At 49.5% G+C, this 25318-nt stretch carries 28 protein-coding genes, 1 tRNA gene and 1 riboswitch; of the genes, 5 read left to right on the forward strand and 24 right to left on the reverse strand.

Annotated features, from left to right (window positions below):
* Window positions 1-177 precede the first annotated feature (177 nt).
* From flgC to BUQ78_RS04320, 22 genes are all read right to left on the reverse strand, one after another.
* Window positions 178-588, reverse strand: coding sequence for a flagellar basal body rod protein FlgC (flgC, locus tag BUQ78_RS04215; RefSeq protein WP_074199385.1), 411 nt, complete (start codon window positions 586-588; stop codon window positions 178-180).
* A complete protein-coding gene (gene flgB / locus BUQ78_RS04220; protein WP_014806157.1) occupies window positions 588-995 on the reverse strand; it encodes a flagellar basal body rod protein FlgB in 408 nt (135 codons plus the stop codon). Before flgB ends, flgC begins: the two co-directional genes overlap by 1 nt.
* A 73-nt stretch (window positions 996-1068) precedes the next feature.
* Window positions 1069-1893 (reverse strand): GTP-sensing pleiotropic transcriptional regulator CodY, encoded by an 825-nt coding sequence (gene codY / locus BUQ78_RS04225; protein ID WP_052312726.1) that lies wholly within the window; start codon window positions 1891-1893, stop codon window positions 1069-1071.
* A 31-nt stretch (window positions 1894-1924) separates the two neighbouring features.
* The gene (gene hslU, locus BUQ78_RS04230) at window positions 1925-3346 is read right to left on the reverse strand and encodes an ATP-dependent protease ATPase subunit HslU (protein WP_074199386.1); all 1422 of its coding nucleotides are present in this window, start codon (window positions 3344-3346) and stop codon (window positions 1925-1927) included.
* The gene (gene hslV / locus BUQ78_RS04235; protein WP_074199387.1) at window positions 3339-3875 is read right to left on the reverse strand and encodes an ATP-dependent protease subunit HslV; all 537 of its coding nucleotides are present in this window, start codon (window positions 3873-3875) and stop codon (window positions 3339-3341) included. Before hslV ends, hslU begins: the two co-directional genes overlap by 8 nt.
* On the reverse strand, window positions 3868-4761 hold the full coding sequence (locus BUQ78_RS04240; protein WP_074199388.1) for a tyrosine-type recombinase/integrase: 894 nt from the start codon (window positions 4759-4761) through the stop codon (window positions 3868-3870). The genes hslV and BUQ78_RS04240 overlap by 8 nt, the downstream gene beginning before the upstream one ends.
* A 159-nt stretch (window positions 4762-4920) precedes the next feature.
* On the reverse strand, window positions 4921-6261 hold the full coding sequence (trmFO, locus tag BUQ78_RS04245; RefSeq protein WP_074199389.1) for a methylenetetrahydrofolate--tRNA-(uracil(54)-C(5))-methyltransferase (FADH(2)-oxidizing) TrmFO: 1341 nt from the start codon (window positions 6259-6261) through the stop codon (window positions 4921-4923).
* Window positions 6233-8308 carry a type I DNA topoisomerase gene (topA, locus tag BUQ78_RS04250; protein WP_318259492.1) on the reverse strand — a complete coding sequence of 692 codons (2076 nt, stop codon included), beginning with the start codon at window positions 8306-8308 and terminating at the stop codon, window positions 6233-6235. The genes trmFO and topA overlap by 29 nt, the downstream gene beginning before the upstream one ends.
* 1 nt (window position 8309) lies before the next feature.
* Window positions 8310-9416, reverse strand: coding sequence for a DNA-processing protein DprA (dprA, locus tag BUQ78_RS04255; RefSeq protein WP_074199391.1), 1107 nt, complete (start codon window positions 9414-9416; stop codon window positions 8310-8312).
* Window positions 9406-10908 carry a YifB family Mg chelatase-like AAA ATPase gene (locus BUQ78_RS04260; protein ID WP_074199392.1) on the reverse strand — a complete coding sequence of 501 codons (1503 nt, stop codon included), beginning with the start codon at window positions 10906-10908 and terminating at the stop codon, window positions 9406-9408. Before BUQ78_RS04260 ends, dprA begins: the two co-directional genes overlap by 11 nt.
* Window positions 10909-11277, reverse strand: a complete 369-nt coding sequence (locus BUQ78_RS04265; protein WP_041459864.1) for a YraN family protein — start codon at window positions 11275-11277, stop codon at window positions 10909-10911.
* Complete coding sequence (locus tag BUQ78_RS04270) at window positions 11267-11575, reverse strand: EscU/YscU/HrcU family type III secretion system export apparatus switch protein (RefSeq protein ID WP_074199393.1); 309 nt, start codon at window positions 11573-11575, stop codon at window positions 11267-11269. Before BUQ78_RS04270 ends, BUQ78_RS04265 begins: the two co-directional genes overlap by 11 nt.
* Window positions 11572-12567: a hypothetical protein gene (locus BUQ78_RS04275; RefSeq protein WP_318259493.1), complete on the reverse strand. Its 996-nt coding sequence runs from the start codon at window positions 12565-12567 to the stop codon at window positions 11572-11574. Before BUQ78_RS04275 ends, BUQ78_RS04270 begins: the two co-directional genes overlap by 4 nt.
* Window positions 12552-13118: a ribonuclease HII gene (locus BUQ78_RS04280; RefSeq protein ID WP_014806145.1), complete on the reverse strand. Its 567-nt coding sequence runs from the start codon at window positions 13116-13118 to the stop codon at window positions 12552-12554. Before BUQ78_RS04280 ends, BUQ78_RS04275 begins: the two co-directional genes overlap by 16 nt.
* Window positions 13115-13942, reverse strand: a complete 828-nt coding sequence (locus tag BUQ78_RS04285; RefSeq protein ID WP_318259494.1) for a YlqF/YawG family GTPase — start codon at window positions 13940-13942, stop codon at window positions 13115-13117. Before BUQ78_RS04285 ends, BUQ78_RS04280 begins: the two co-directional genes overlap by 4 nt.
* A complete protein-coding gene (gene lepB / locus BUQ78_RS04290) occupies window positions 13942-14448 on the reverse strand; it encodes a signal peptidase I (protein ID WP_014806143.1) in 507 nt (168 codons plus the stop codon). The genes BUQ78_RS04285 and lepB overlap by 1 nt, the downstream gene beginning before the upstream one ends.
* 92 nt (window positions 14449-14540) lie before the next feature.
* Window positions 14541-15011, reverse strand: coding sequence for a type II secretion system protein (locus tag BUQ78_RS04295; RefSeq protein WP_074200162.1), 471 nt, complete (start codon window positions 15009-15011; stop codon window positions 14541-14543).
* A gap of 49 nt (window positions 15012-15060) precedes the next feature.
* Window positions 15061-15621 carry a 2-oxoacid:acceptor oxidoreductase family protein gene (locus BUQ78_RS04300; protein WP_074199396.1) on the reverse strand — a complete coding sequence of 187 codons (561 nt, stop codon included), beginning with the start codon at window positions 15619-15621 and terminating at the stop codon, window positions 15061-15063.
* Window positions 15621-17480, reverse strand: a complete 1860-nt coding sequence (gene iorA, locus BUQ78_RS04305; RefSeq protein ID WP_074199397.1) for an indolepyruvate ferredoxin oxidoreductase subunit alpha — start codon at window positions 17478-17480, stop codon at window positions 15621-15623. Before iorA ends, BUQ78_RS04300 begins: the two co-directional genes overlap by 1 nt.
* Before the next feature lie 21 nt (window positions 17481-17501).
* The gene (locus BUQ78_RS04310; protein ID WP_014806139.1) at window positions 17502-17915 is read right to left on the reverse strand and encodes an acyl-CoA thioesterase; all 414 of its coding nucleotides are present in this window, start codon (window positions 17913-17915) and stop codon (window positions 17502-17504) included.
* 127 nt (window positions 17916-18042) lie between these two features.
* The gene (locus BUQ78_RS04315) at window positions 18043-18534 is read right to left on the reverse strand and encodes a CoA-binding protein (protein ID WP_074199398.1); all 492 of its coding nucleotides are present in this window, start codon (window positions 18532-18534) and stop codon (window positions 18043-18045) included.
* Entirely contained in the window at window positions 18531-18917 is a 387-nt protein-coding gene (locus tag BUQ78_RS04320; protein WP_074199399.1) for a hypothetical protein, read from the reverse strand. Before BUQ78_RS04320 ends, BUQ78_RS04315 begins: the two co-directional genes overlap by 4 nt.
* A gap of 131 nt (window positions 18918-19048) precedes the next feature.
* Between BUQ78_RS04320 and BUQ78_RS04325 the strand changes: the two genes are divergently transcribed.
* Window positions 19049-19136 (forward strand) — tRNA-Ser (locus BUQ78_RS04325).
* A gap of 29 nt (window positions 19137-19165) precedes the next feature.
* Complete coding sequence (locus BUQ78_RS04330; RefSeq protein WP_074199400.1) at window positions 19166-20062, forward strand: ROK family protein; 897 nt, start codon at window positions 19166-19168, stop codon at window positions 20060-20062.
* Here the strand turns inward: BUQ78_RS04330 and BUQ78_RS04335 are convergent.
* Window positions 20045-21442, reverse strand: a complete 1398-nt coding sequence (locus BUQ78_RS04335) for an MATE family efflux transporter (protein WP_074199401.1) — start codon at window positions 21440-21442, stop codon at window positions 20045-20047. The genes BUQ78_RS04330 and BUQ78_RS04335 overlap by 18 nt on opposite strands.
* A 175-nt stretch (window positions 21443-21617) precedes the next feature.
* Here BUQ78_RS04335 and BUQ78_RS04340 point away from each other — a divergent pair, with 175 nt between their 5' ends.
* Complete coding sequence (locus tag BUQ78_RS04340) at window positions 21618-22094, forward strand: ferritin family protein (protein WP_074199402.1); 477 nt, start codon at window positions 21618-21620, stop codon at window positions 22092-22094.
* A 74-nt stretch (window positions 22095-22168) separates the two neighbouring features.
* Window positions 22169-22711: a type 1 glutamine amidotransferase domain-containing protein gene (locus BUQ78_RS04345; RefSeq protein ID WP_074199403.1), complete on the forward strand. Its 543-nt coding sequence runs from the start codon at window positions 22169-22171 to the stop codon at window positions 22709-22711.
* Between the two features lie 39 nt (window positions 22712-22750).
* Here the strand turns inward: BUQ78_RS04345 and thiC are convergent, their stop codons facing one another.
* Window positions 22751-24034 (reverse strand): phosphomethylpyrimidine synthase ThiC, encoded by a 1284-nt coding sequence (thiC, locus tag BUQ78_RS04350; protein WP_318259495.1) that lies wholly within the window; start codon window positions 24032-24034, stop codon window positions 22751-22753.
* Between the two features lie 60 nt (window positions 24035-24094).
* Window positions 24095-24193: riboswitch (TPP riboswitch) on the reverse strand.
* Window positions 24194-24386: 193 nt separating this feature from the next.
* Here thiC and pdxS point away from each other — a divergent pair.
* Window positions 24387-25232 carry a pyridoxal 5'-phosphate synthase lyase subunit PdxS gene (gene pdxS, locus BUQ78_RS04355; protein ID WP_074199404.1) on the forward strand — a complete coding sequence of 282 codons (846 nt, stop codon included), beginning with the start codon at window positions 24387-24389 and terminating at the stop codon, window positions 25230-25232.
* Window positions 25233-25318: the final 86 nt, after the last annotated feature.

Consider the following 25318-nt stretch of genomic DNA (forward strand, 5'->3'; position numbering starts at 1 on the left):
TAGAATTTTACACTTATTTTAGTAATATCATATATGAGTCTATCAAAAAGACTGACTTTTTTAAATGAGGATTGGGACATTTGAGGTTTAGGACAGTAAATTAAAATATGGCTGCACAAGTTGTCTTGTGCAGCTTTCGAAACTTAACAGGTACTGATTTTGTGAAGGCAAAACGCATCAAGATCGCAATACATCTATGGCGCTACCCCAAATTTCCTTTGCAGATTCGACGACCATAAGGTTTGCCTCGTAAGCTCTCGTTGCCACCATCATATCGGTCATTTCCCTTACTACGTTGACGTTTGGATAGGCCACGTAACCCTGAGCATCTGCGTCAGGGTGTTCCGGTTGATAAACCATGCGTGGAGGCAGGTCGTCAGCTTCTATTCTTTCAACCCCAATACCCTTGAAGTCATTGTTCATGCCTTGCAGGCGCTCTGCAAAGACGGGAACCCTGCGTTTGTAAGGGCCACCCTCAGGCGTTCGCGTGGTGTTTACGTTCGCCATGTTTTGAGAGATGAGATCCATCCACAGCCGGTGCGCCGTCAAGGAGCTTCCGGCAATTTCCAGCGAATCGAAAAGGCGCATCATCTACCGCCTCCTATGGCAAGTTTATAAGACTCTATGCGTTTGGACATCAAGCTGGCCAGGGCCGTGTAGGTCATTCGAGCTTGAGCAAGCTTCGACATCTCGATATCCAGGTCGACACCGTTTCCGTCCCATCTGGTCAACTCTCCTACCGCCCGATGTTCCTTGGGGGTTATGGAGGCCACATCGCGGGGCACATTTGAAATATGGGCATCATCGGTGGTCGTCAGGGCCAATTTTTCATCATCCTTCATGTTCAGCGCTTCGCGAAGCTCGTTTTCAAATGTCACTTCGCTTCTCGCATAGCCTGGCGTGTTGACATTCGCAATGTTTTGGGCAACCGCCTTAAATCTCTTTGACAAACCATTCATGCCGACTACCAGCGCATTCCACGTCATGTCATCCATGGCAATGACACCCCCAATTAAGAGATCGGCCAAAACTTCCTTGACCTTAAAGTAAAAAGATAGGGTTATCCTTTTACTTGTTCAGCTCATCTAAAAAGATGGGAGACAGTATCTTGATGTAGGTCCCCTTCATGCCCAAGCTCCTGCTTTCTATAAGGCCTGCACTTTCAAGTTTGCGTAGGGCGTTGACTATCACGCTTCTGGTGACGCCTATCCTGTCTGCTACCCTGCTTGCCACTACAACGCCTTCAAAGCCGTCGAGCTCCTTTAAGATGACCTTTATGGACTCCATCTCCGAGTACGATAGGGCGCGAACTGCTATTTGCACCATAAACCTCTCTTTGGCTCTTTCCTCGATATGATGCGTCCTGTCATACAATATTTCGATGCCGACTACTGTGGCAAGATATTCGGCCAACACGAGATCGCGCGTATCGAAGGGGGTACCGAAACGGGCCAGGATAAGGGTGCCGAGCCTCTCCCCGCAACCGTAAATAGGAACATATACCACATGCTTGTTGAAATACCTGCATGGTTCATCGGAGTAGGCACAATGCCCGTGATCGCTGTGATTTAAGACGGACTCGTGATGCTGGTTCAACCTCTCCGTATAGGATTTGGGCATATAGCCGTCTTTGAGGAGCTGTTCCATGTAATCGCACCGGTAATCGCTTATCCAGGCGTAACCCAAGATCTTGCCCTCTCCATTAATTATATAGACGTTGGCAGTAGACAGGTCACATAATAACCTTGCTATCTTTTGGTAGTCCGGGTGAGGGGTCATGCCCGCGGACTGAAGCGTTCGACTTATTATGCGCGTCTTGTCCAGTAAATCCTCCATTGCTGTAGGATTCACGATTTTAGGTCTTGATTCGATCAATTCGCGAGGTGTTTCCATCGTCATATATCTTCACCTTCACTTCTTTAATTTATAATAAATATCTCCGCAAATCCGTGTTCTCCACGAGAGGAGCAAGGCGTTCCCGAACAAAGATATCGTCGATTCGAACTTCCCTTTCCGTCATCTCGGGTGCCCTAAAACTTATATCTTCCAAGAGCTGCTCCATCATCGTATGAAGTCTCCTTGCGCCTATATTTTCCATCTCCCTGTTCATCTTTGCCGCCAAAGAGGCCACTTCCCTCAGCGCCGCGTCAGTAAATATGAGCTCAACTCCCTCGGTTTGAAGCAGCGCCTTATATTGCTTAACCAGGCTGTTTTCGGGCTCCACAAGTATGCGCAACAGCTCTTCCTCCCCCAAGGGATCCAACTCCACCCTTATGGGAAACCTGCCCTGCAATTCCGGTATCAGGTCGGAGGGCTTGACGGAATGAAAGGCACCGGCTCCTATGAAAAGTATATGATCAGTCTTGACGGGGCCATACTTGGTCTGCACTGTCGTGCCCTCTACGAGGGGAAGCAGATCCCGTTGCACTCCTTCGCGGCTCACGTCTGGACCATATTTTTGGCCGTCGGCCGAAGCAATTTTGTCAAGCTCATCGATGAAGACGATCCCCTCTTCCTGGACCTTATCCAAGGCCTCCTTGACGACTGCGTCCATATCGATTAGCTTTTCGGCCTCTTCGAGCTGAAAGATTTTTAGGGCATTTGCAACGGTGACCCTTTTGCGTTTGACCTTTTTGGGCAGTATGTTTCCGAGCATCTCCCCCAAATTGAGCCCCATCTCTTCCATGCCCACTCCTATGAAGGGAACGTTGGACAGGGGGCTTTCGGTCACCTCTATCTCTATTTCCCTGTCGTTCAGCTTGCCTTCCCTTAGCAGCTTTCTGAACTTCTCCCTGGTGGTTCTCCTGCTTTCGTTTTCATTTTCATACTCATCCGCGGTCCTCTCTTCATCATCCGAAGAGCTGCCCAACAAAATCCTCATAAAATCCTGCGGCTGCCTGACCTTGGATTTCGATGGAAGTAAGGCATCTAAGACCCGCTCTTCTGCCAAAAGGGCGGCAACACCTCTATTTTCCTCGATCTTCTTCGATTTGACCATGTGAACGGAGATGTCCGCCATCTCGCGAATTATGGATTCCACATCCCTTCCGACGTAGCCCACTTCGGTATACTTGGAGGCTTCGACTTTTATGAAGGGAGCATCGACAAGTTGAGCCAGGCGCCTTGCGATCTCGGTCTTGCCAACGCCGGTAGGCCCAACCATGAGGATGTTTTTGGGAATTATCTCCTTTGCCAATTCTTCAGGAAGCCTTTTCCTCCTGATACGATTGCGCAAGGCAACTGCAACGGCCTTCTTTGCCTTGCTTTGACCTATTACATATCTATCTAAAAAAGCCATAACCTGAGAAGGCGTAAGCTCATCCCTTCTTATAGCTGCTTCATTCATCTTTTATCACCTCTAGCGTGATTACGTCGTTGGTATATATGCAGATCTCCGATGCTATCTGCAGGGACCTCTTTGCTATTTCACTTGCGCTCATATCGGAAACCTGCAAAAAAGCCCTTGCGGCAGCCAAGGCATAACCGGCTCCAGACCCTATGGAGGCTACATCATCGTCAGGTTCCAAGATGTCTCCGGCCCCGGAAAGCAAAAGCGTTTGATTCCGGTCAGCCACAAGCATTAAAGCCTCCAGCCTTCGCAGGGCCTTGTCGGTACGCCACTCCTTAACCAGATCAACCGCTGCACGCATCAAGTTTCCGCTATGGCTTTGCAGATACTTCTCGAAACGCTCGAGCAAAGTCATGGCATCTGCCGTACTTCCCGCAAATCCCGCCAAGACATTTCCACCGCTCAAGCGTCTGACTTTTTTTGCCCCGCTCTTTATGACCTGGGTTTCCAAAGTGACCTGCCCGTCACCGGCCATCGCCACCTCTTTTTCCCTTCTAACACAGATGATAGTGGTGCCCTTAAACATTACCTTCATCCCTCCCTCTCGGGTGAGCATTCGCGTAACTTTTTTTCAGCTGATCGTAGCTTATCTTGAGATATCTTTGGGTGGTCACTAAGCTCTGATGACCAAGCAATTCCTGCAATACCCGCAACGACGCTCCCCCCTCTAACATGTGGGTAGCAAAACTGTGGCGAAGGACATGAGGGCTTACGCCCACAAGCCCGACCCGCCTTGCCGCTCTAGCCACTACCCTATGTACGGTCCTAACGGCAATGCGCTCGCAGTCCTCCCCGGGGAAAAGCGGGCCACTGTTTTTGCCGGAAAGCCTTTGCCATTCCGCCAATGCCCCCTGGGCAAACCTTCCCATGGGAACCAATCGCTCTTTCTCGCCCTTGCCCTTTACGCGCAGCCATCTTTCCTCCATATCGACGTCTTCCCAATCCAGAGCTACCAGCTCAGCCACCCTCAAGCCACTTCCGTAAAGAAGCTCAAGTATCGCCCTGTCTCGGACTTTATTCTTGCCGGAAGGGCCCTTTTCAAGCATTGACTTGACATCTTCATAGGCCAAGGCCCTGGGAAGCCTCTTCGGTTCCTTTGGTCCCCGCACGTTCTTGGACGGGTCTGAAGTTATATATCCGCCTTGCAGCAAAAACTTCATCCAGCTTCGTAGGGACGACATCTTTCTTAAGGCGGAACTTTTGGAGTAGCCGTAGGCTAAAAGCTCCCTCAAAAATCCCCTCACATGCGATTGATCTATCCCTCGAACGTCTTCTATGCCTTCGCCCAAAAGGTAGTCCACAAACTGCGACAGGTCGACGGCATAGTTGATGACCGTATTGTCCGTCCTTCCGCCGGCATACTTAAGATGCTCTAAAAAGGAATCCACCAATGTAGAAATATTTTCGCTCATATGTGAATTATATCATATTCTTTAAAAATAAAAGTGTATTCTGACTAATTAAGCTTTTTCAGTAAATCTTAACTTTATGATTTCTTACACATAATACCACTAAGCTTTACAGGGGAGTACTAAAGTCAACTTAATCTATTTGCCAGATCGCATGATGCTTTAACAAAACACATCCTGGCGCGCCTTCATGAAGGCTTCAAGTTCGCTCAATGCTTTGCCGGCTATCAACTCGCAGCGTTTCCTCTTGTCCTTTATCTTTTTAGGCAGCGGCGGAAACAGTCCCAGATTTATGTTCATGGGCTGGAAACCTGAGGGGTTTGCGTTCTTCATATACCAAAGAAGCGAGCCTATGGCAGTATTCCTCGGCCACGACAGGAGAGGAAGTCCATTGATGACGCAGAACAAATTCAAAGCAGCGACCAACCCCATCGCTGTGCTTTCGATGTAACCTTCAACTCCAACGATCTGACCCGCCATGAAGATGTCGTCAAAGCCCTTTATCCTCAACCACTCGTCCAATACTGCCGGGGCATTGACGTAGATATTCCTGTGCATCACGCCGTATCTTGCAAACTCCGCTTCCTCAAGGCCCGGTATGAGACGAAAAACCCTGTCCTGCTCCGACCACTTAAGGTTCGTCTGAAATCCGACCATGTTGTAGAGCCTGCCATATCTGTCGTCCTGGCGCAGCTGAACTACGGCATAAGGCTCACGCCCGGTCTTGGGATCTGCAAGACCAACGGGCCTCATTGGCCCAAACCGAAGGGCATCCCGTCCCCTTTTGGCTATCACCTCTACCGGCAAGCATCCTTCGAAGAAATGTTCTTCCTCGAAGTCATGCCTCATCGCCACTTCGGCGTTGACGAGTGCCTCGTAAAACTGCTCATATTCCTCCTCATTCATTGGACAGTTTATATAGTCCTCGCCGTAACCATAACGGCTTCCGAAGAAGGCAACGCCCATATTTATGGTCTCCCGCAGTACCACGGGAGCAACGGCATCGTAAAAATATAGGAAATCCTCGCCAAGCATATCCCTCAGGCACGAGGCCAGTGCGGTCGATGTTAAGGGACCACTCGCTATTATCGCAGGACCTTCGCTTAAATGGGTGACCTCTTCCGTGACGACCTCGATTGAGGGCATCGATCGTATGGTTGACGTTACCTCCTCGGAAAAGGCCTCCCTATCGACAGCCAGGGCCCAACCGGCCGGAACCTTGTGCCTATCCGCACAGGCCAATATTAAGCTATCGAGTTTTCTCATCTCGGCCTTAAGGATGCCGGCAGGGCTTGATAACATATCGGAGCCAAGCGAATTGCTGCATACTAGCTCGGCGAGTTTCGACGTCTTATGGGCGGGCGTAAACGCCTTTGGACGCATCTCAAAAAGCCTAACTTTCGCGCCCCTTCGTGCGAGCTGGTAAGCCGCTTCGCTCCCGGCAAGGCCGCCTCCTATTATGGTCACCGCTACGTCATTTTTCGCCGACCGCTCCGGCGTCATCGATTACTTCCTCCTTCTCATATCCACAATTGGCACATTTGATCGCTTTCCTCTTTACCACAAAGGGGCCGCCGCATTTGGGACAAATCTCGCCTGTGGGCTTGTTCCAACTGACAAAGTTGCATTTAGGATATCTGGAGCATCCGTAAAAAGGTCTTCCGCTTTTGGAACGAAGCATCACAACCTTGCCTTCCCTGCATTGCGGACAGCTTATATCCAAGCTATTTTTGAAGTTCCTGGTGTACTTGCACTCGGGAAATGCCGAACAGGCGATGAACTTACCGTAACGACCGTGCTTTACGACTAGCTGTGCCCCACACTTGGGACATGTTTCATCGATCGTTTCAACCGGCACCTCGACACGGGCAACGCTCTCGGTGCTTTTGAGGATATCTGAGAAATGGTTCCAAAATCCCTTAACGACAGCAAGCCACGGCATCTCTCCTCTTTCGACCTTGTCGAGTTCCTCTTCCATCTTGGCAGTAAATTCCACATCGATTATCGATGGAAAGTGCTTGACCAAAAACGAATTGACAGTGACGCCAAGCTCAGTGGGAAAGAGCTTTTTGGCTTCATCCTTTTCCACGTAATGCCTATCGTAGAGGGTCTGTATGATGGTGGCATACGTCGACGGACGACCTATCCCCTTCTCTTCCATGACCTTTACTAAGCCTGACTCAGTATATCTGGACTGCGGCTTCGTGAATTTTTGTTCTTTCTCTAACTTCATCAACTTAAGCTCCTCGCCAACCGCAGCCTCGGGCAAAACTTCCTCCTTCATGTCGAGCGGCCAAAGCTTGCTCCACCCCTCGAATATCAAGGTCACTCCGCTTTGCTTCAGGGTATATGGGCCTGCCTGGACCTCGATATTGGTCCTGGCAACGACAGCCGGTGCCATTTGGGAGGCCAAAAAGCGACTCCATATCAACTCGTACAATGCCTTTTGGTCCTTTGTCAAATGCGGGGCTATCTCATCGGGCTCTAGCCTTACGTTCGTGGGCCTGATCGCCTCATGGGCATCCTGGGAGCGCTCCTTCGACACATACTGATGTGGACTATCGGGCAGAAATTTATCGCCGTACCTCTCTTCTATGCACTGACGGGCCATAGATATGCCCTCAGGAGCTATACGCAGGCTATCCGTGCGCATGTAAGTGATGAGGCCCACGGGGCCATGTCCCGGAAGGTCGACGCCCTCATATAAGCTCTGGGCTATGCGCATGGTCTTTTGGGGGGTAAACCCCAACCGCCTCGCTGCTTCCTGCTGTAATGTGCTAGTTTTAAATGGCGGCAGCGGATTTCTTTTGCCTTCCTTCACGTCAAATTTCGATACTTTATACGAAGCAGAAAGCAGGTCGTTATATATCGCCTGTGCGTCAAGGGCATTGGTGATCCTGATATTCTTGCCGTCCTTTTTTGCCAATTTCAGAGTAAATTGTCCATTATTGCCCCTTACCAAAGCAGAGATAACCCAGTACTCCTCGGGGATGAATGCCTTAATCTCATCTTCCCTCTCGCAAATGAGCCTCAAGGCTACCGATTGAACCCGTCCTGCCGAAAGGCCTGATTTGACCTTCTTCCAAAGCAAAGGGCTCAAGCTATATCCCATCAGCCTGTCGACCAACCTCCGCGCTTGCTGGGCGTTGACCTTGTCCATATTAATGATCTCAGGCCTGCTCACTGCTTCCTTTACGGCTCTCGGGGTGATCTCGTACATGCGTATCCTGCAGGGAGTATCCTCCGGAATGGACAGCAAATGTGCTAAATGCCAGGCGATTGCTTCCCCTTCTCTGTCGGGGTCAGAGGCAAGTAGAACCCTTTCGGCCTTTTGCGCTGCCTTTTTTAGATCCCTGACTATGGGCCCCTTGCCCCTCACCAGAATGTATTCCGGCTCAAAGTCTCTATCTATATCTATGCCGATCCTGCTTTTGGGCAAATCCCTCACGTGTCCATTGCTCGCCTTAATGTCGTATTTGCGACCCAGTATCTTTTTTAAGGTCCTTGCTTTAGTAGGAGATTCGACTATCACTAGAGTTTTATCTGACACCTCATTCACCTTCCGTCATCTCGTTGATTACCCATCTGCCCGGACCACTCATCGCAACTAGCCCATGCAGCTTCAGTTTTCCAAGACATTCCAAGACCGAGGCAGGCGTCATTTTACATTCTCCGGCGATATTGTCAACAGTCCTATCTCCCCTTTCCTTTAAGATCTTATAGATTTGCCCTTCCTCGGGGCTTAAGATTGCAAGCTTGTCTTCCTCAGAGCTTACCAGAAAACCCTGTGGCGAACCTTTCATCAAATAAATGAAGGAATCCACGTCTACAAGCGGGTAGGCGCCATCGAATATGAGCAGGTTAGAGCCCTTGGCGACGCCTTCGTCTATCCTTCCCGGCACGGCCCAAGTCTCTATGCCGTGTTCCATTGCAATTCGCCCGGTTATCATAGCTCCGCTTTTCAGGGGAGCCTCGACGATGATCGCTACATCCGCCAATCCCACTATTATCCTGTTACGCTGCGGGAAGTTCCAGGGCATCCCCTTCGTTCCCAAGGGATATTCCGATACGAGTGCGCCCCTTTCCTTGATCTTCTCAAAAAGCGGGCCGTTTTTGGCCGGATAGAATTGGTCAACGCCGGTCCCAAATACGGCCATGGTGATGCCTTCAGCTTTTATGGATCCTTCATGGCATGCTTCGTCTACGCCAAAGGCACCGCCGCTTATCGTCGTAAAGCCCTCGCGACCCAGTCTAACCCCGAGTAAACTTGCAATGCGTCGTCCGTAGTTGCTGCAGCGCCTAGTTCCGACGACGGCCACAGCCTTACCTGGTGTTTTTTGATTGCCCCACCAATAGAGCAGCAACGGAGGGGTAGATAGGCGACATAAAGAAGAAGGATAACTGTCATCGCCGAAGGCCAGTAAGTCGATCCCCATATTTTTACATGCCTCGAACTCCTTTAAATGCAACCCCCTGGACAGGACTTCGTACCACTTCGCCATTACCTTTTCGGAGCTTGTAAAAGATTTAAGCAGAGATGGCGTGCTTAACAAATCACCGGGAAGGAGCGACTTTAAGCGCAGGGATTGAACGAAATTGCCATCAAAATACCTTAGGAAATTAAGGGCAATAAAGGCCAATAAATTCTCATCTTTCAAGGACAGTCCCTCCCCTATAGGTCAATGCTTCGGCCAAGTGGGCATCTCGCACATTCTTTTCACCGGCCAAATCAGCTATGGTTCGGGCTATTTTAAGCACTCTGCTTAAGCCTCTCCCCGTCAAATTAAAATTGACACCTACAGATTTGATGAACATCTTAGCCTCTCTCGTCAATCCAAGGTGCCTTTTGATCATCTTTTCGGATAATTCTGCGTTGTAGTTGATGCCGAAGGGATGCCATCTCTCAAGTTGAATGGCTCTGGCCGCCATCACTCGCTTTTTCACGGAAAGGCTATTTTCCGCATCTCCGCCAAGTTCCAGCAACTCTTCAGGAGTAAGCCGCGGCACCTGCAAATGAATGTCTATCCTGTCCAATATTGGGCCGGAAAGCTTTTTCGCGTATCTGTCTATATCGCTTGGCGAACAGCTGCAACTTTTTACGACATCCCCAAGATACCCGCAGGGGCAAGGATTGCAGGCCGCCACCAGCAATACGGAGGCCGGATAAGTAACTGTACCCGAAGCCCTGCTAACGGTTATGCTTCCGTCCTCCAAAGGTTGACGTAGGGATTCAAGCACATCTCTCCTGAATTCCGTTATCTCGTCCAAAAACAAGACGCCTCTATGCGCGAGGCTTAACTCTCCAGGTTTAAGATCAACCCCGCCTCCGCAAATGGCGACAACGCTTGCAGTGTGGTGCACCGCCCTAAAGGGCCTTGTTCGATCAACGTTAAGATGCATGCCCCGTGCGCTCCTAATCCTCATCACCTCTATGAGCTCATCGTCAGATAAGGGAGGCAGGATGCCACGGATAGCCCTTGCCAACATGGTCTTGCCCGATCCCGGTGAACCAACAAAAATGACGCCATGGCTTCCTGCAGCTGCAATCTCTAAGCCCCTCTTTGCCGCAGCCTGGCCTCTTATGTCGGCAAAATCGGGCTCTATCGCCAAATCTTTAGCCTCAGGCAGGGCAAAGTCCAACTTTTGCAGGGGGCGTTCACCCCTTAAATGGTAAAACAGTTCGGCGATGTTGGAACAGGCATAAGCCTCAACTCCCTCAACCATCGACACGTCCACTGCGTTTCCCCTTGGCGCAAAGAGTGGAAGCCCCATTTGTCGGGCCAAAAAAGCCGCAGGGACTCCGCCTCTTACTTGGCGCAACCTTCCATCCAAGGCGAGCTCGCCCATAAAAATGCCGCCTACGCCTTCGGGGATAAAACCGGCCTCCCTGGCTATGCCCACAGCGATGGGCAGGTCCAGCAGGGAACCCTCCTTGGGCAGATCTGCGGGAGCCAGGTTAACCGATACGTGCCCCTTGAGCTTTATGCCCAGGGTGCCTAGGGAAATTCTCACCCTTTCCCGGGCTTCCTTTATTGCAGTATCCGCCAAACCAACTATGGAGATGGAAAAAAGACCCCCCGTAAGGCAAACTTCCACCTCCACGGGAAGGGCATCTATGCCCTTAAGCGTAAGCCCGTAAATACGACTCATCTACATCATCCCTAACGTAATGTTTTTGACGTATTCCCAGCCATATCCTCCGACATCTTCAGGCTTCAAGGTTATGCCTAAAATATCTATCCTCCACGGGCCTTCCCACTCCAGCTGCTCCACCAATGCCCTTCCGGCACGAATGAGCGATTTGATCTTTCGAGGCCCTACGCTTTCTATGGGGGATTGAACATCGCATCTGGAGCGCACCCTGACCTCGACGATCACGAGCTCGTCGTCATCCAGGGCCACAATGTCAAGCTCCCCCCTTCGAAAGGTCGCATTTCTCTTCAGGATGCGGTAGCCCATTTGCGAAACTATCGAAGATGCAACGTCCTCGCCCCAGTTCCCTATATCCTTACGGGACATTTCCCCCATCTGCTCCGCCTCTCCTTCCCATGTCGACATTGTGAAGGAAGACCAATATTCGCGCAACGGCAAGGTAAGCTTCCTCGGGTATTTCCTCTCCCAAGCCAACGCCCAAAAGAACGGCAACCAAGGTAGGATCCTCGACTATGGGAATTCCTGCCTTTTTGGCCTCGTCCAGGATCTTTTCCGCTATCACCCCTCGCCCCGAAGCTACTACTTTGGGCGCATCGTCGATTTTTCTGTCGTAACGCAAAGCAGCGGCTTTCCTGATCTCTTTATTCCTTTTGTCTTCCATCATGCCTTCGCCTCAAACCCAAAATACATCGTTTCCTTAACGTCCCTTATCTGACCCAAGTTGATGTAGGCTAACTTTATTGGCAACTCGGAAAGCGCCGCGGCAAGCGACGGCAAGTCCCTTGAAAGCAATGCAGTCACCTCTTCGGATTTGGAGCGCAACGTCACGCCGTAGGAGTTTGCGTCGAAGACCAGTTCGCCCTCGATCAAGCCGACATTGACGCCCTCAAAATGAAATATCAGTCGAATTACCTTCTTGGGTGTCTCTTGGGATGTAACCCAGACCCTTATGTTTTCGCCGTCCTTTAGGCAAAAGCGAAGGGGAATGAAGTGATAGGGATATATCACGTCTTTTAACGGGCGAGACAGCAACGCGAGGGATCTTGCGTAAAGGCCTTCTTCACGGTCGCTTTGAAGGACATTCTCCATATCCCTATTGTTTTTCAGCTTTTCCCTTACCGAGCCAAAGTACCTTTTTATCTGATCGTCAGTCAAATTGAAGTACCAAAAAAGAACCTTCACGTAAGATTCGTCCAAGGGCATGCCTCTGGCATAAAGCTCCACGAGCATGGGCAATTTATCCAAGTCAAGTCCGGACTTGACTAAGAAAGAAGACAGCTTCTTCACCAGGTCATCCGTAACGGGAAGCTGTCTTTCGATCAAGGCATTTACGATGACCCTTTCATTGTCGTTTAGCCTCTCGTATGAGGAGAGTTCTTCCGGCTTTAGTTTCAGTACGGGTGGCATGCTCGTGGAATCCCATATGCCGGTAAAGCGATCTCCTACTGCCAGATTAAGCGAAGAGACGGCAAACATCCTTTGGCCCCATATTTCTACGATATAGCCGTCCCCTTTGACCTCAAGCACCACGCCCCTAACCAAAGAACCGTTCGGAATGGAGGTTAACGAACGCCCGGAGAGCGCCTGTTGGTCCTGAAATTTTATCGATTCAGGTCCCTGCATGTTCAAGGCCATAGATGCTAAACTTCCTTCCATCTAAATGTCTTTCTGTGGATCGGAGATGGCCCCATCGCCATCAATGCCCTTCTGTGCTCCACTGTGGGATAGCCCTTGTGGGATGCAAAGCCGTAACCCGGATACAACCTGTCGTAGATCTCCATTACCTTGTCTCTTATGACCTTCGCAATTATGGAAGCCGCACTTACGACCAGGATGTGTTTATCCGCCTTCGGTATCGCCCTTTGAAGGTAGGGCACACCCGGAACGGCAAAACTGCCATCGACGATGACGACATCGGGGACGACAGGCAAACCACAAATGGCCTTTCCCATGGCCCACAGGGTAGCTTGCAATATATTATCCCTATCTATGCGGTTTGGACTTGCGGCCTGGACCTTATAGATGATATCTCTGCTTGCAAGCTCTTCGAACACCTTCTCCCGCATCCTGGGAGATAGGGCCTTTGAATCTCTTACGCCAAGTTGCTTTAAAGCATACACATCATTGCGATCAATCGCTACGGCTGCCGCCACTACAGGACCAGCCAAAGGCCCTCTTCCCGCTTCGTCGACACCTACGATAATCATCCTTGTGGCAACTCCAAGGTAAAGGGGCCTAATTTCCCTGTCGCAAAGCTTTCAAGCAAAAATCGGCCGGCCCTCTCAAAGTCAGCTTTACCTCCCGGCAGAAGGGCTCCGATCCTACGGGCTAAAGCTGCTAAACACTCTTCGGCCTTTACTTCCTCATCTGCAGCAATCGATAACCTCTCCAGCAATCTGGGCATAAGCCCGAGCGAACGCAAAAATTCAAAAAGCTGCATCGACAAGGTCTCATAATCTCCTATGACGTCCACCCTAAGGCAACCAAGCCATGCTAGGATCATATTAGTTTGCCTGTCAGCCTTTGGGTCCAATATGCCCGGAGAATCCAACAGGAGTAACCCATTTGCCCTATACCAGGAGACGCCCTTGGTTATGCCGGGAATTCCTCCTACCTTCGATGCCCTTTTGCCAAGCAGGGCATTTAGCAGCATGGACTTGCCGACATTAGGTATGCCCACTATGGCAACTCTCAATTCCCTCCATTTAGGCTTATGTCCGCTGAGCCCAAACAGCTTTCCGCGCAAACCTCCAGGAATTCCCGATCTTAAATTGGCGGCAAAGGCAGGCATACCACAAGACGACAACTCTTCGATCCAAAGCTTCGTCTTGTCATCTTCGGCCAGATCTTTCTTGCTCAAAACCACACAGACCGGCTTAAGTTTGGCTAAATCATGAATCAACGGGGATGAACTCGATCTTGGAGCCCTAGCGTCTCTAACTTCCACGAAGACATCGACCTGGGAAGCCAATTCCTTAAGCCGTTTTTTCCCCTTTTCCATATGGCCCGGATACCAAACGGTCCTGGGCATCATTTAAGCACTCCTATCCTGCTCAAGGGCCAATAGCGGAAAAAGGCCGGCCCCCGCAAGTAGTTTTTGGGAACGAACCCCCAAAATCTGCTGTCCTGAGAGTTGGGGCGATTATCGCCCATCATGAAATACTGCCCTCGCGGAACAGTGACCTTCTCCATGCTCAAGAAATCCCTATTTTTCACGTAGGGCTCCTCCAGAGGCGAATCATTGATGTAAACTACCCCATTTTTTATCTCAATCGTCTCTCCAGGAAGGGCGATCAAGCGCTTCACGAAATCCCTGGTCGGATCCATGGGGTATTTAAAGACCACTACCTGTCCCCTTTTCGGCTCGGTAAAATGATACCAAAACTTGGCCACCAATACCCTATCGCCGGGCATGAGCGTAGGTATCATTGATCCACTAGGTATCCAGAAGGCCTGAACCACGAAAGTCCTAAGCACCAATGCCAAGACTAAGGCCCATATCAATGTTTCGACAAGTTCTTTCCACCACGGTTTCATCCTAAAAACGCCCCCTGCAAGCAAATTGCTCAGTTTTCATCACATGCATGTCTTTATAACCCCATTTAGCATTCAAAATCAAGAGGAAAGAGTCATTTATCGGGAGGATGTTTTCTGACCGTTATATAACAGTAGGGGGATATGATTATATAACCCAGGGATTTGGCGCTTCCCTTCGATCCGTTTGTCACCTTTATGGTCACCCCAGGGGAAAGGGTGTGCCACTGAGGTGAATAGACCGAAAAGCTTTCCGAAGCGCTCATGCCCCTAAAATAACACCCTCCACAGGAGTCAAAGACATCTTCCTCCAGCGTGTCCAGCCACTGAACGTACAACTTGCTCGTGGAAGCCGAACGGGTAGTGTATTTCAACATGAAGGGCCTGCCAGTTTGGCATGCCTCTATAAAGGTCCCCTGAAGCCAGGCATGCGCCTTCTTCAATTCGATGATGGCAAAAAACTCATCGGCGGCACGAAAGGCAAGGGCAAAACATCCAAAGCCGCTGGCAAATATAAATATGACTATTAAAAGCTCTACTAAAGTCAACCCGCTTTCTTGAGCCATAAATAAGGCCCTCTCGCCTTTGGAGGGGGCCTTATTTACCTTTAAGGGCTTATGATGCATGAACGGCGTTCTTACCAAGCTCCAGGGCTTTTAAGTTATCATCCCTAAACTTCGCGGGGCTCAACGTGGAAACGGCTTCTTTAATCTCCTCAAAGGAAATGCCACCGATGTTTAAGCCGCCCATCGCACCAAGTATCAATACATTGAGAAAAAGGTAATTGCCACCCATATGTTCGTTAAGTATCTCGTATCCGTTCAACAAAAAGGCGTCGATTTTCCTCTTGGCCAGATATGTCTTTAAGCTCTCGTTTTGAAAGGCCTCGCGCCTGTGCACGTTAATGACGCAATGTCCTCCATCCTTCAGAAAATGCAGGTTTCTTATGGCCTCGTTTTGGTCGAAGGCCAGCAATACATCGGCATCTCCGGCGCTTATTAAGGGACACTTGTAAGGCCCCACCTTGAAGTGGCTTATCACGGAACCGCCCCTTTGGGCCATGCCGTGAACCTCGCTGCCTATCACGTTTTCTCCCCTCTTCAGCGCTATTTGCCCCAGCACGCGGCTGGCAAAAAGAATTCCCTGCCCTCCAAGACCGACGATGATGTATTGCATTATCTTCCCTCCTCCGATATGACCTCAATAGCACCGTGAGGACATACATTCAGGCATACGCCGCACTTCACGCAAAAGCGACTGTCTATGAACGCCTTCTTCGCGCTCTCATCAAAGACCAAACCGGGACAGTTGAAGAAGTTTATGCAGAACTTGCAGCCTATGCATTTATCGTGATTTACCCGCACAGGTATCTTGGGTTGCTCTTGCCTGAGCAACATGCAGGGATGGCTAAATATCACTACGGCAGGTTCTTCGTGATCTTTGGCGTACTCCCATGCCTCCTGCAGGACCTTTACGTTTTCTTCTATATCGTAAGATCTCACGGTACGCACGAACTCGACCCCGCAACCTTTGACGACCCTTTCAAGGGGAATGGCTCTACCAGCATCACCCTTCCGCGGCTTCTCGCCGGTTCCCGGGTGAGGCTGGCCGCCAGTCATGGCCGTGATCCTGTTGTCCAAAATGGCCAGGACGAAGGCGTGCTTGTTGTAAACCGCATTGACGAGCCCGGGCAAGCCCATATGGAAAAAGGTGGAATCTCCTATGGTGGCAATCACGGGACGCAATTTGCCGTCTATCTTGTGGGCGAGATAAAAGCCTGAAGATTGAGTAACCGATGCTCCCATGCAGAGAGAGGTATCCACGGTCTTCTGATTTACGCCTAAGGTATAACAACCTATGTCGGAAGGATATATTCCATCGGGAAAGGCCTTCCTTATTGCAAAAAAGCTTGCCCGATGCGGACATCCAGGACAAAGCATGGGCGGCTTAGGCGTAACCTTGAGCTCTTCGATCGCTTTTTTGAGGTCCTCGTCGGCCTTTATCGAAAATTCTTCGCCAAGGGCCTTATGGATGATCTCCTCGACCACCTCGGGGACGAGCTCGCCGGCCCTGGGCACAAACCCGTTCCATCTGCCCTTGACCTTCGTGCGATCCAAAATTTGCATCTCTATGACGGGATAGGTTTCCTCCAACACCAGTACGTTTTCGTGTCGATTTATAAAATCCGATACGATATCCACAGGCAGCGGATGGGGAGTGCCTATCTTCAAGACCGAAATATCCCTTCTTCCCATCTTGGCCAACAAATCCATCACTACGGCAAAGGATATGCCTCCGGCAATGATGCCAAGCTTGGCCTTTTCCTGCGCCGGCACTTCGTAATTATACTTAGAAAAGCTATGTGTGAAGTCATCTCTTACGGCATCGATCTTTTGGTTTAGCTTAGGATGGGTTATCTTGACGTGGGCGGGAAGACAAACCCAACGTTTTACGTCCTTGGAGAACTTCGCGGGCCTGTCAAGCTCTATCGGGGTGCCGAATTCTATGTCTTGCCTGCAATGATCCACCCTAACCGTGGGACGCAGCATGACAGGTATCTTATGCTTTTCAGAGAGATCGTAGGCATCTTTTACCATTTCCATGGCTTCTCTTGCGGATGATGGGTCGAATACGGGTACCTTGGCAAACAAGCCGAACAACCTGCTATCCTGCTCGGTCTGGGAGCTGTGGGGGCCGGGATCATCTGCCACAATCAAGAGTAAACCGCCCTCTATATCGAACTGTGCCCCACTCATGAAGGGATCGGCTGCTACGTTTAGGCCTACGTGCTTCATCGCCACACAGGACCTTTTGCCCGTGAATGAAGCCGCCATCGCCACTTCAAAGGCAACCTTTTCATTGGTGCCCCATTCTACGACCGTCTTAGTGCCGAGCGAATCGGCAAACTTGGCTATGGCCGGCAATATCTCAGAGGAGGGAGTACCCGGATATGCACAAGCCACCTCGCAGCCTGCCTCGACAACGGCCCTGGCAATGGCCTCATTGCCAAGAAGAACAGCCTTTTCATTCGCCATTAACATCCACCTCTCTAGATTTTATTGTTGCAATATATTTGTCAACATGCTGTAAAAGGGCTCGGGTTTTTTTAGCAGCTTCCCGCGACTGTCGCAAAAGCCGTGTTTTGTATACCCTTCTGCAAGGAGCTTGTCGTCCAAGTCGCGATAGATCTTGAATTCGAAGGAAAGGCTATGGGGTTTTACCTCTTTCAGATAGGTCTCAACCCTCACGATGTCGTCATAGCGGGCCGGATGTTTATATCTGCATCTCACTTCCACAACCGGCATGAATATTCCGTTTTTCTCCCATTCTATATAGGGCATCCCGAACTTTCTGCAAAATTCCGTCCGTCCCATTTCAAACCACGTTAAATAATTGGCATAATATACAACGCCCATTTGGTCCGTGGCGCCATAGGGAACCCTCAAAGTCAAAGAGCAACTCAAAGACATCTATTTCATCTCCCGACGAAAATGTGATGTACGCATGATAAAAACTTAGCAAGGCTATAATAACATATCGGCATATACTAAATCCATAGGCATCAAGCAATATCGAGGGGATCGCAATCCCTCCTTGCTAAGGCCTTCTTCTCGACTTTCCACAATGGAGCTTGTGTATCGCCATTAGGCATTGTCCGCTCACCACGGAGTAGCCCAAGGCCTTTAATCTCCCTTCAAGTTCGGGATTTTCAGCACCTGGTTGCATCCAAACAATAGGCTTATATGTAAGGTTCTCTAAATCACCCAGCAAGAAGGCCTGATTTTGAGGGCTTATAAACACAGAAATGATATCGAGGACATCCGGTACATCGCGTATCGTGGCGTAAAAATCAAGCCCGAATATCTTAAGGCCAACGTACTTGGGATTGATGGGATAGAGCTTAAAACCCTGCAACATCAGATAGGACATGACGCCCGATACCGGCCTGCCGGTTTCGACCGTTGCGCCCAACACCCCAACCCTACAGGGCGAGCATACGTAATTCTGAATTATCTTCTCCCATTCCACCCGACCATCTCCTTTCTTATGCAGGTGGCAAATGCCCACGGCATTTATGCTTACCTTCAACCACCGCCCATACCCTCAAGGGCAGTAAGGCGCACGTCGTAAAATGGCCCTTCTACGAAAAAGGAGGCCTTAACTTCGGACTCCTCTCCCGGAAGCAAGGCAACCCTTCTAGCCCTAAATGAACGTTGCAGGATCAACTTATCTCCCGGACCATAAAGAGTTACCATGACGCCCGGCCCCTCCAGTTCAACGGATGTCATGTTTTTTACTGTGACGTCCAATTCCAGCGTCTTCCTGTCAGCGTCATAACGGAAGGACGAAGTCGTTAAGGCTATCTTTACAGCTTCCTCCTCGCAAAAGGAGCGTCCTGAAAAGGCAAACAGAGACGTTACTGCGATCAAAAATAGCAAACCATATTTTAGTCCCTTTCTCCTTCCCCTCACCAATATCACCCCCAAATAGGTCCTAAAACTATTTTACGATCTGTCTCGTGAAATTTACAGCATCAACATTGCCGCAGAAAAATCTTATTTGCCTTCACTAAAGTCGGTGTAGTTGCTATAATGATCTTCGCGGAGGACTGGCCGAGCGGTCGAAGGCGGGTGACTTGAAATCACTTGTGCCGAAAGGCACCGGGGGTTCGAATCCCTCGTCCTCCGCCATTTTATTATATTGCCAATAGGGATAAAACATGGATAAACTCGCGATAGGCATAGACATGGGGGGGCACTACATTAAGGCTGCCCTGATTGAAGAAAAAAAGATCCTTAAAAGATGCAAGGTTTCAACGTCCAAGACAAGGGCCCCTGAAGGAGTAATCGACCAACTTCAAAGAATTATAAAACAGCTTCAACCTTCGGATAATGCCCTTCCCGTGGGGGTGGGCGTGCCTGGTTTTTTGGACATGGGGCGGCAACATGTTGTGCTTTTGCCCAACTTTCCCAATTGGGAAGGCTTACCCCTAAAGTGCATGCTTGAAGATAGGCTAAAGACTAACGTTGCAATTGAAAACGATGCCAATTGTTTTGCCCTGGGCGAAGGACTTGCCGGATTGGCCAAGGGATTAAAAAACTTTGTAGCAATTACCCTCGGCACCGGAATAGGCGGCGGTATAGTCTTAGACGGCAAGCTGCTTCAAGGTGCCCACGGATACGCAGGAGAACCAGGCCATATGGTATTTGGCAAAGATGAATCATGCGGATGTGGATGTCGTGGTCATCTTGAGGCCATAAGCGGAACTGACGCAATGGAAAGACGGGCAATCCGCCTAGGATTGCCCGACGATATGGAGGTTCTATGGCCACGCAGGAAGGAAGCTGCAGTCGCCGAAATAATAAGGCCTTCCCTAGATTCCATCTCCAGGGCTATTGCCTCCATAGTACACCTTTTGGATCCCGAAATGATCATTTTAGGTGGCGGATTCAGCAGGGCAGAAGGGTTGCTCCAAGAATTGAAACCTTTGGTTCAGTCATATCTGGTTCCCCACTTTAGGGATACCTTTCGTTTAGAAATAAGCTCTCTTGGCAACGATGCAGCCTTACTGGGTGCAGCTTCGCTTGTGCAGGACCGATCAACGACAGCCGCTTGAACGGTCTGAAGCAACCTTTAGCGCGACAACATTCTCCTCTTTTAACTTGCCCAGTTCTCTATACATGGCAAAAAAGGCCAGAATCGAGCCGCCCAAATCCGTAGCGGGAAAGGCCATCCATATGCCGTCCAAGCCGAAGATGTGCGGCATTATCAACATGGCAGGATAGCAAATTCCAAGCTGGCGCACAAGCTGGATGATGAGGGCCTCCCTTGCCCTTCCCAATGACTGCAGCGTATATGAAGTTACGACGAATATGGCAGCCGCAGGCAAGAAAAAGTAGCCGATCCTTAAGGCTCGTACTGTCATATCTATTAAGGCCTTATGATCGTTGCAGAAAATCCGAACGATCTGCCAGCCAAAGAATTGGGTGGCGACCCACGACAGAGAGAAGGCGCACAAGCAGGAAATAAGCGCCAGCATTATAGCTCTTCTAACGCGATGATAAAAGCCTGCGCCATAGTTGTAGCCTATGATGGGCTGAGCAGCCTCACTTATTCCCAATGCCGGCAAAAAGAATAAGGTGTCCAAGGTGAGAAATATCCCAACCGAGGATACGGCCAAGTCTCCGCCCAACTTTAGGGCCGTCTGATTTAAAATGACTAACAAAACGGCAAAGGATATGGACGTAATGCAGGGCGTTATCCCTATGGCCAGCATGTTCGCAACCAAAGGCATCCTGATTTTCAGATTTTTGTAGCTTATCTTTAATACGCTGTATTTGGCGTAATACAATGCGACCCACAGGCACGACAGAAATTCCGCTATCGAGGTGCCCCAAGCGGCCCCCTTTACGCCCCATCCAAAGGCGCATATAAAAAGCCAATCCAAGAATATGTTGGCTATCGTTCCTATAATCAAGGTACCCATAGCCCATCTGGGAGACCCTTCGACCCTGATTAGGGAGTTAAGGACGAAGGAAATCATAAAAAAGGGCATCCCGAGCAAGACTATTAGCATATAATCGCGGGCCGGCCCAAGCACTGCCTCGCTTGCGCCAAAAAACTTTAAGGCTGGATTGAGTAAAAAGAGCATGCCCAGACATACGAACAGCATAAAGATCAAAGAAAGAGCTAAGGCGTTCCCCAAAACCAACTCCGCCCTTTTTTTCTTGCCCGCCCCAAGGCTCCTAGAGGCTATCGAAGCTGCGCCGACACATATTAAGACACATAGAGCAATGCTTACCTCAAAGAGAGGAAACGCCACAGTCACAGCTGCAAGCCCTATTTCTCCAACGTTTTGACCTATAAATATCCTATCTACTATGTTATAAAGCGCATTCGCAAACAAACCGGCTATGGCCGGTAAAGAAAAATAAAGAAGCAATTTCCCGACGGGTTCTCTGCCCAAGCGCTCCGTTTTGTTGTCGATATTCGTCATCGTATTCCCCCTTTCGCGCTAAAATGCATACAATAACCGTCGTCGCCATAATTCTATTATACCATATACAGATATACGACCAGGCTTACATCGTCGTCGTTGATTAGTTTTAATGTAATATGTTATTATGAATGAAACACAATAGCATAGATACATCCCAAAGGAGGGGTAGAAGATGGCGGAGGAAAAATTCGATCTAAAGGGTGCTTTGTCTTATGCAATACACGCTGAGATCCAGGCAAACGAGTTTTATAAAATGTGGGCACAAAACACGCAAAAGCCCGCTTTGAGGAAGGAGATCGAGGAGCTGGCCGATTGGGAGGAAACGCATAAAAACACCTTATCAAAATACTACTTGGAACTTTTTGGAGAGCCCTTCGCGGCTGACCCAAATGTAATTGTAGATCCGGCACTTCGCGTTCAAGCCGACGAATTTAAAGATTATTACTCCCAACTGCGTTTGATCTCCACGGCATACCTATCGGAGCTGCGGGCAGCGGAGTTTTACGAGAACCTCTCACAAAAGGTTGAGCCAAACGAGACGAAGCAGATGTTTCAGGATTTGGCAAATATGGAAAGAGGCCATATGGCCTTTATCCGAAAAAAATACGACGAACTTCGCGGGGAGCTCGAAGGGAGACTCATGCTCTAAAATAAGGGCCTTGCAAATGTTTGGTATAACGAATAAAATAAGTTATACCAAATATTTACCGGGAGGTGAGTTTGATGTCCAAGCTCAACGGAAAACGTTTCATCCTCTTCGTGGAGGACGAGTATGAAGATCTAGAACTTTGGTATCCCAAGATCAGGCTCATAGAGGAAGGTGCAGAGACCGTGGTAGCCGGTCCCGAAAAGGGCAAATTGTATAGAGGCAAACACGGCTACCCGTGCAAAAGCGATGTCTCCTTCGACGAAGTTAACCCCGACAGCTTTGACGGCATCGTGATTCCGGGAGGATACGCACCCGATAAAATCAGGAGGCACAAGAAGGCCCTCGATATCGTCAAAAAACTGAACAACAGCAATAAAATCGTCGCCTTCATCTGCCATGCCGGATGGGTACCCATCTCGGCCGGAATACTTAAAGGGAGGAAGGCCACTTCAGTCGGAGCTATAAAGGACGACATGGTAAACGCCGGAGTTAATTGGATAGACGAAGCCGTGGTAGTGGACGGAAACTTGATAAGCAGCAGGACACCTGACGATCTTCCTCAGTTCTGCAAGGCCATAATCGAAAAAGCTTCTTCGAGCTGCCACTCTTGCTGCTAGCTTAGAATAAAGGGGGCTAAAATTAGCCCCCTTTATTCATTAATTTGACTCCCACACCTGCCTGCTCAATTTGACGGCACAGAGCTTACCGCACATGGTGCAGGCCTCCCTATCCTCAGCAAGGTGTGACTTTACCCGAACCAGCTCGGGATCTAAAGCTTCCTCAATAACCGCTTTCCAATCAAGGCGCGCCCTAGCTATAGACATCCGCTTGTCCTTTTCCCTTGCGCCATTTACGCCCTTGGCAAGGTCACCTATGTGGGCCGCTATCCTTGAGGCGATCACGCCCAAATATACGTCGGTATCGTCCGGGAGGCCCAGATGTTCTGCAGGCGTCACATCGCACAGAAAATCAGCGCCTGCTGCAGCGGCTATGGCACCGCCAACGGCTCCAGTTATATGATCGTACCCGGCGGCTATATCGGTAGGAAGCGGACCCAGGACGTAGAAGGGAGTTTCATCGCTCAACCGTTTCTCAAGCTCAACGTGTGATTTTATGTGCTCGATGGGAACATGGCCCGGTCCTTCTATCATAACCTGCACACCAAAGTTTCTTGCCTTCCTGGCCAAGTCAGCCAGGATCATGAGTTCGGATATCTGGGGAGCATCTATGGCATCGGCAATCGAGCCGGGCCTAAACCCGTCACCTAAGCTCAATGTAACATCGAAGCGTTTAGCTATGGCAAGTAAATCATCAAAGTACTCGTAAAGCGGGTTTTCCTCGTTTCTTTCTCTCATCCAATGCAAGATAATAGATCCTCCGCGGCTTACACAAGGCATTATCCGCTCGCTGCTTTCAAGAAAAGCTACAGATTGTCTGGTAATGCCACAATGCACAGTCATATAGTCTATCCCCTGACTGCATTGCTTTTCTATGGACGAGAAGAGATCATCTGCATCTAATTGTTTTAATGGTTTACCAACTCTTAGCATTTGAGTAGCTAGCGAATATATTGGGACTGTACCCACCATTACGGGCGAGCGCTCCAGAAAAAAGGACCTTATGGCATCCAAATCGCCGCCCGTGGAGAGGTCCATTATTGAATCGGTCCCGGCTGCAACGGCTGCCTGTAATTTTTTGCCCTCAAGCTCCAGGTTGCTGCACTCGTCACTGGTGCCTAAATTGGCGTTTACCTTCGTGGAAAGGCCTTTACCTATCGCCTTAACGTGCTTGATATCGTGGTTTACATTTTTCGGTATTACAGCCTTTCCTTCCGCAACCAGACAGCAAACTGATTCGGGTGATAATCCCTCTTCCATAGCTACAATACGCATTTCCGGAGTTACAATCCCTGCTTTTGCCATCTCAAGCTGTGTTGACAACAACAATCCCTCCTTAATGTTTACGTCCTTTGGAGGGAAAGTAGGGCTTGTTTTGACCTTTACACATCTTTTTACCATCCCTCCGCCAGTATTACCTGGATCAGGTTCAAGGGGTATTATCTCAGCCCCGTTTTTGTCGGAGCACCCCCTGGTTGTTTTCCAGTATAACATAAAATTCTAAGGTTATTTTAAAGAACATATGAAATAGCCAGTCCAGTATAATTAAAATTTAATTAAATCTGGTACGTACCAGAATATGTATAATACAACATTTATTTGGCACTGATAGAAGTTATATTTACCTTTTAAAATAAAAATAAAGGATATCGATCAATTTGAGGAGGCATTTAAAATGGAAGGCAGCAAAAAAGTCACGGAAAAAGAGGCTCTGGCAAGACAATTTATCGGTGGCGTCATAATGGACGTGACGAACAAAGAGCAGGCGCGCATTGCAGAAGACGCAGGAGCGGTAGCGGTCATGGCCCTCGAAAAGGTCCCTGCTGATTTGAGAAAGGAAGGCAAAGTAGCTCGCATGGCTGATCCGGCCAAGATACTCGAGATCAAGGATGCCGTGTCAATACCCGTAATGGCCAAAGTACGCATAGGACACTTCGTGGAAGCCCATATCCTGGAAGCTCTGGACGTGGACTTCATAGACGAAAGCGAAGTGCTCACGCCCGCAGACGATGAATACCATATAAACAAAAAGGAGTTCAAGACACCCTTTGTATGCGGAGCGCGCGATCTGGGCGAAGCGTTGCGTCGTGTAGCTGAAGGGGCAACCATGATAAGGACAAAGGGGGAGGCAGGAACCGGTAACGTAATAGAAGCGGTAAGACACATTAGAACCATAACGGCACAGCTAAATAGGTTACTGTCAGCAAAGCAATCGGATTTGCCAGCTATTGCGGGTCAACTGTGCGTCCCTTTAGAATTACTTGAAACCTGTCGAGCGGCGGGGGGATTGCCCGTGGTGAACTTCGCTGCCGGCGGAATAGCGACACCGGCAGATGCAGCACTGATGATGCAGCTTGGATGCGATGGTGTTTTCGTCGGAAGCGGTATCTTTAAATCCGAAAGGCCATCTGCCCGTGCCAAGGCAATTGTCAAAGCAGTGGCAAGTTTCAGGGATCCCAAGGTGCTAGCGGAGGTCTCCAAGGGATTAGGTGAAGCAATGGAAGGAGTTGTATTAGTTTAGCAAAATACCAAACAATAGAGGCATCTTAGAAAGCAATTCCCAACGCAAAAACACCTATCTATATATGCGCCACTAAGATGCCTCGA

This window comes from Acetomicrobium flavidum (assembly GCF_900129645.1).
In the GTDB taxonomy this organism is placed as follows: Bacteria; Synergistota; Synergistia; order Synergistales; family Acetomicrobiaceae; genus Acetomicrobium; species Acetomicrobium flavidum.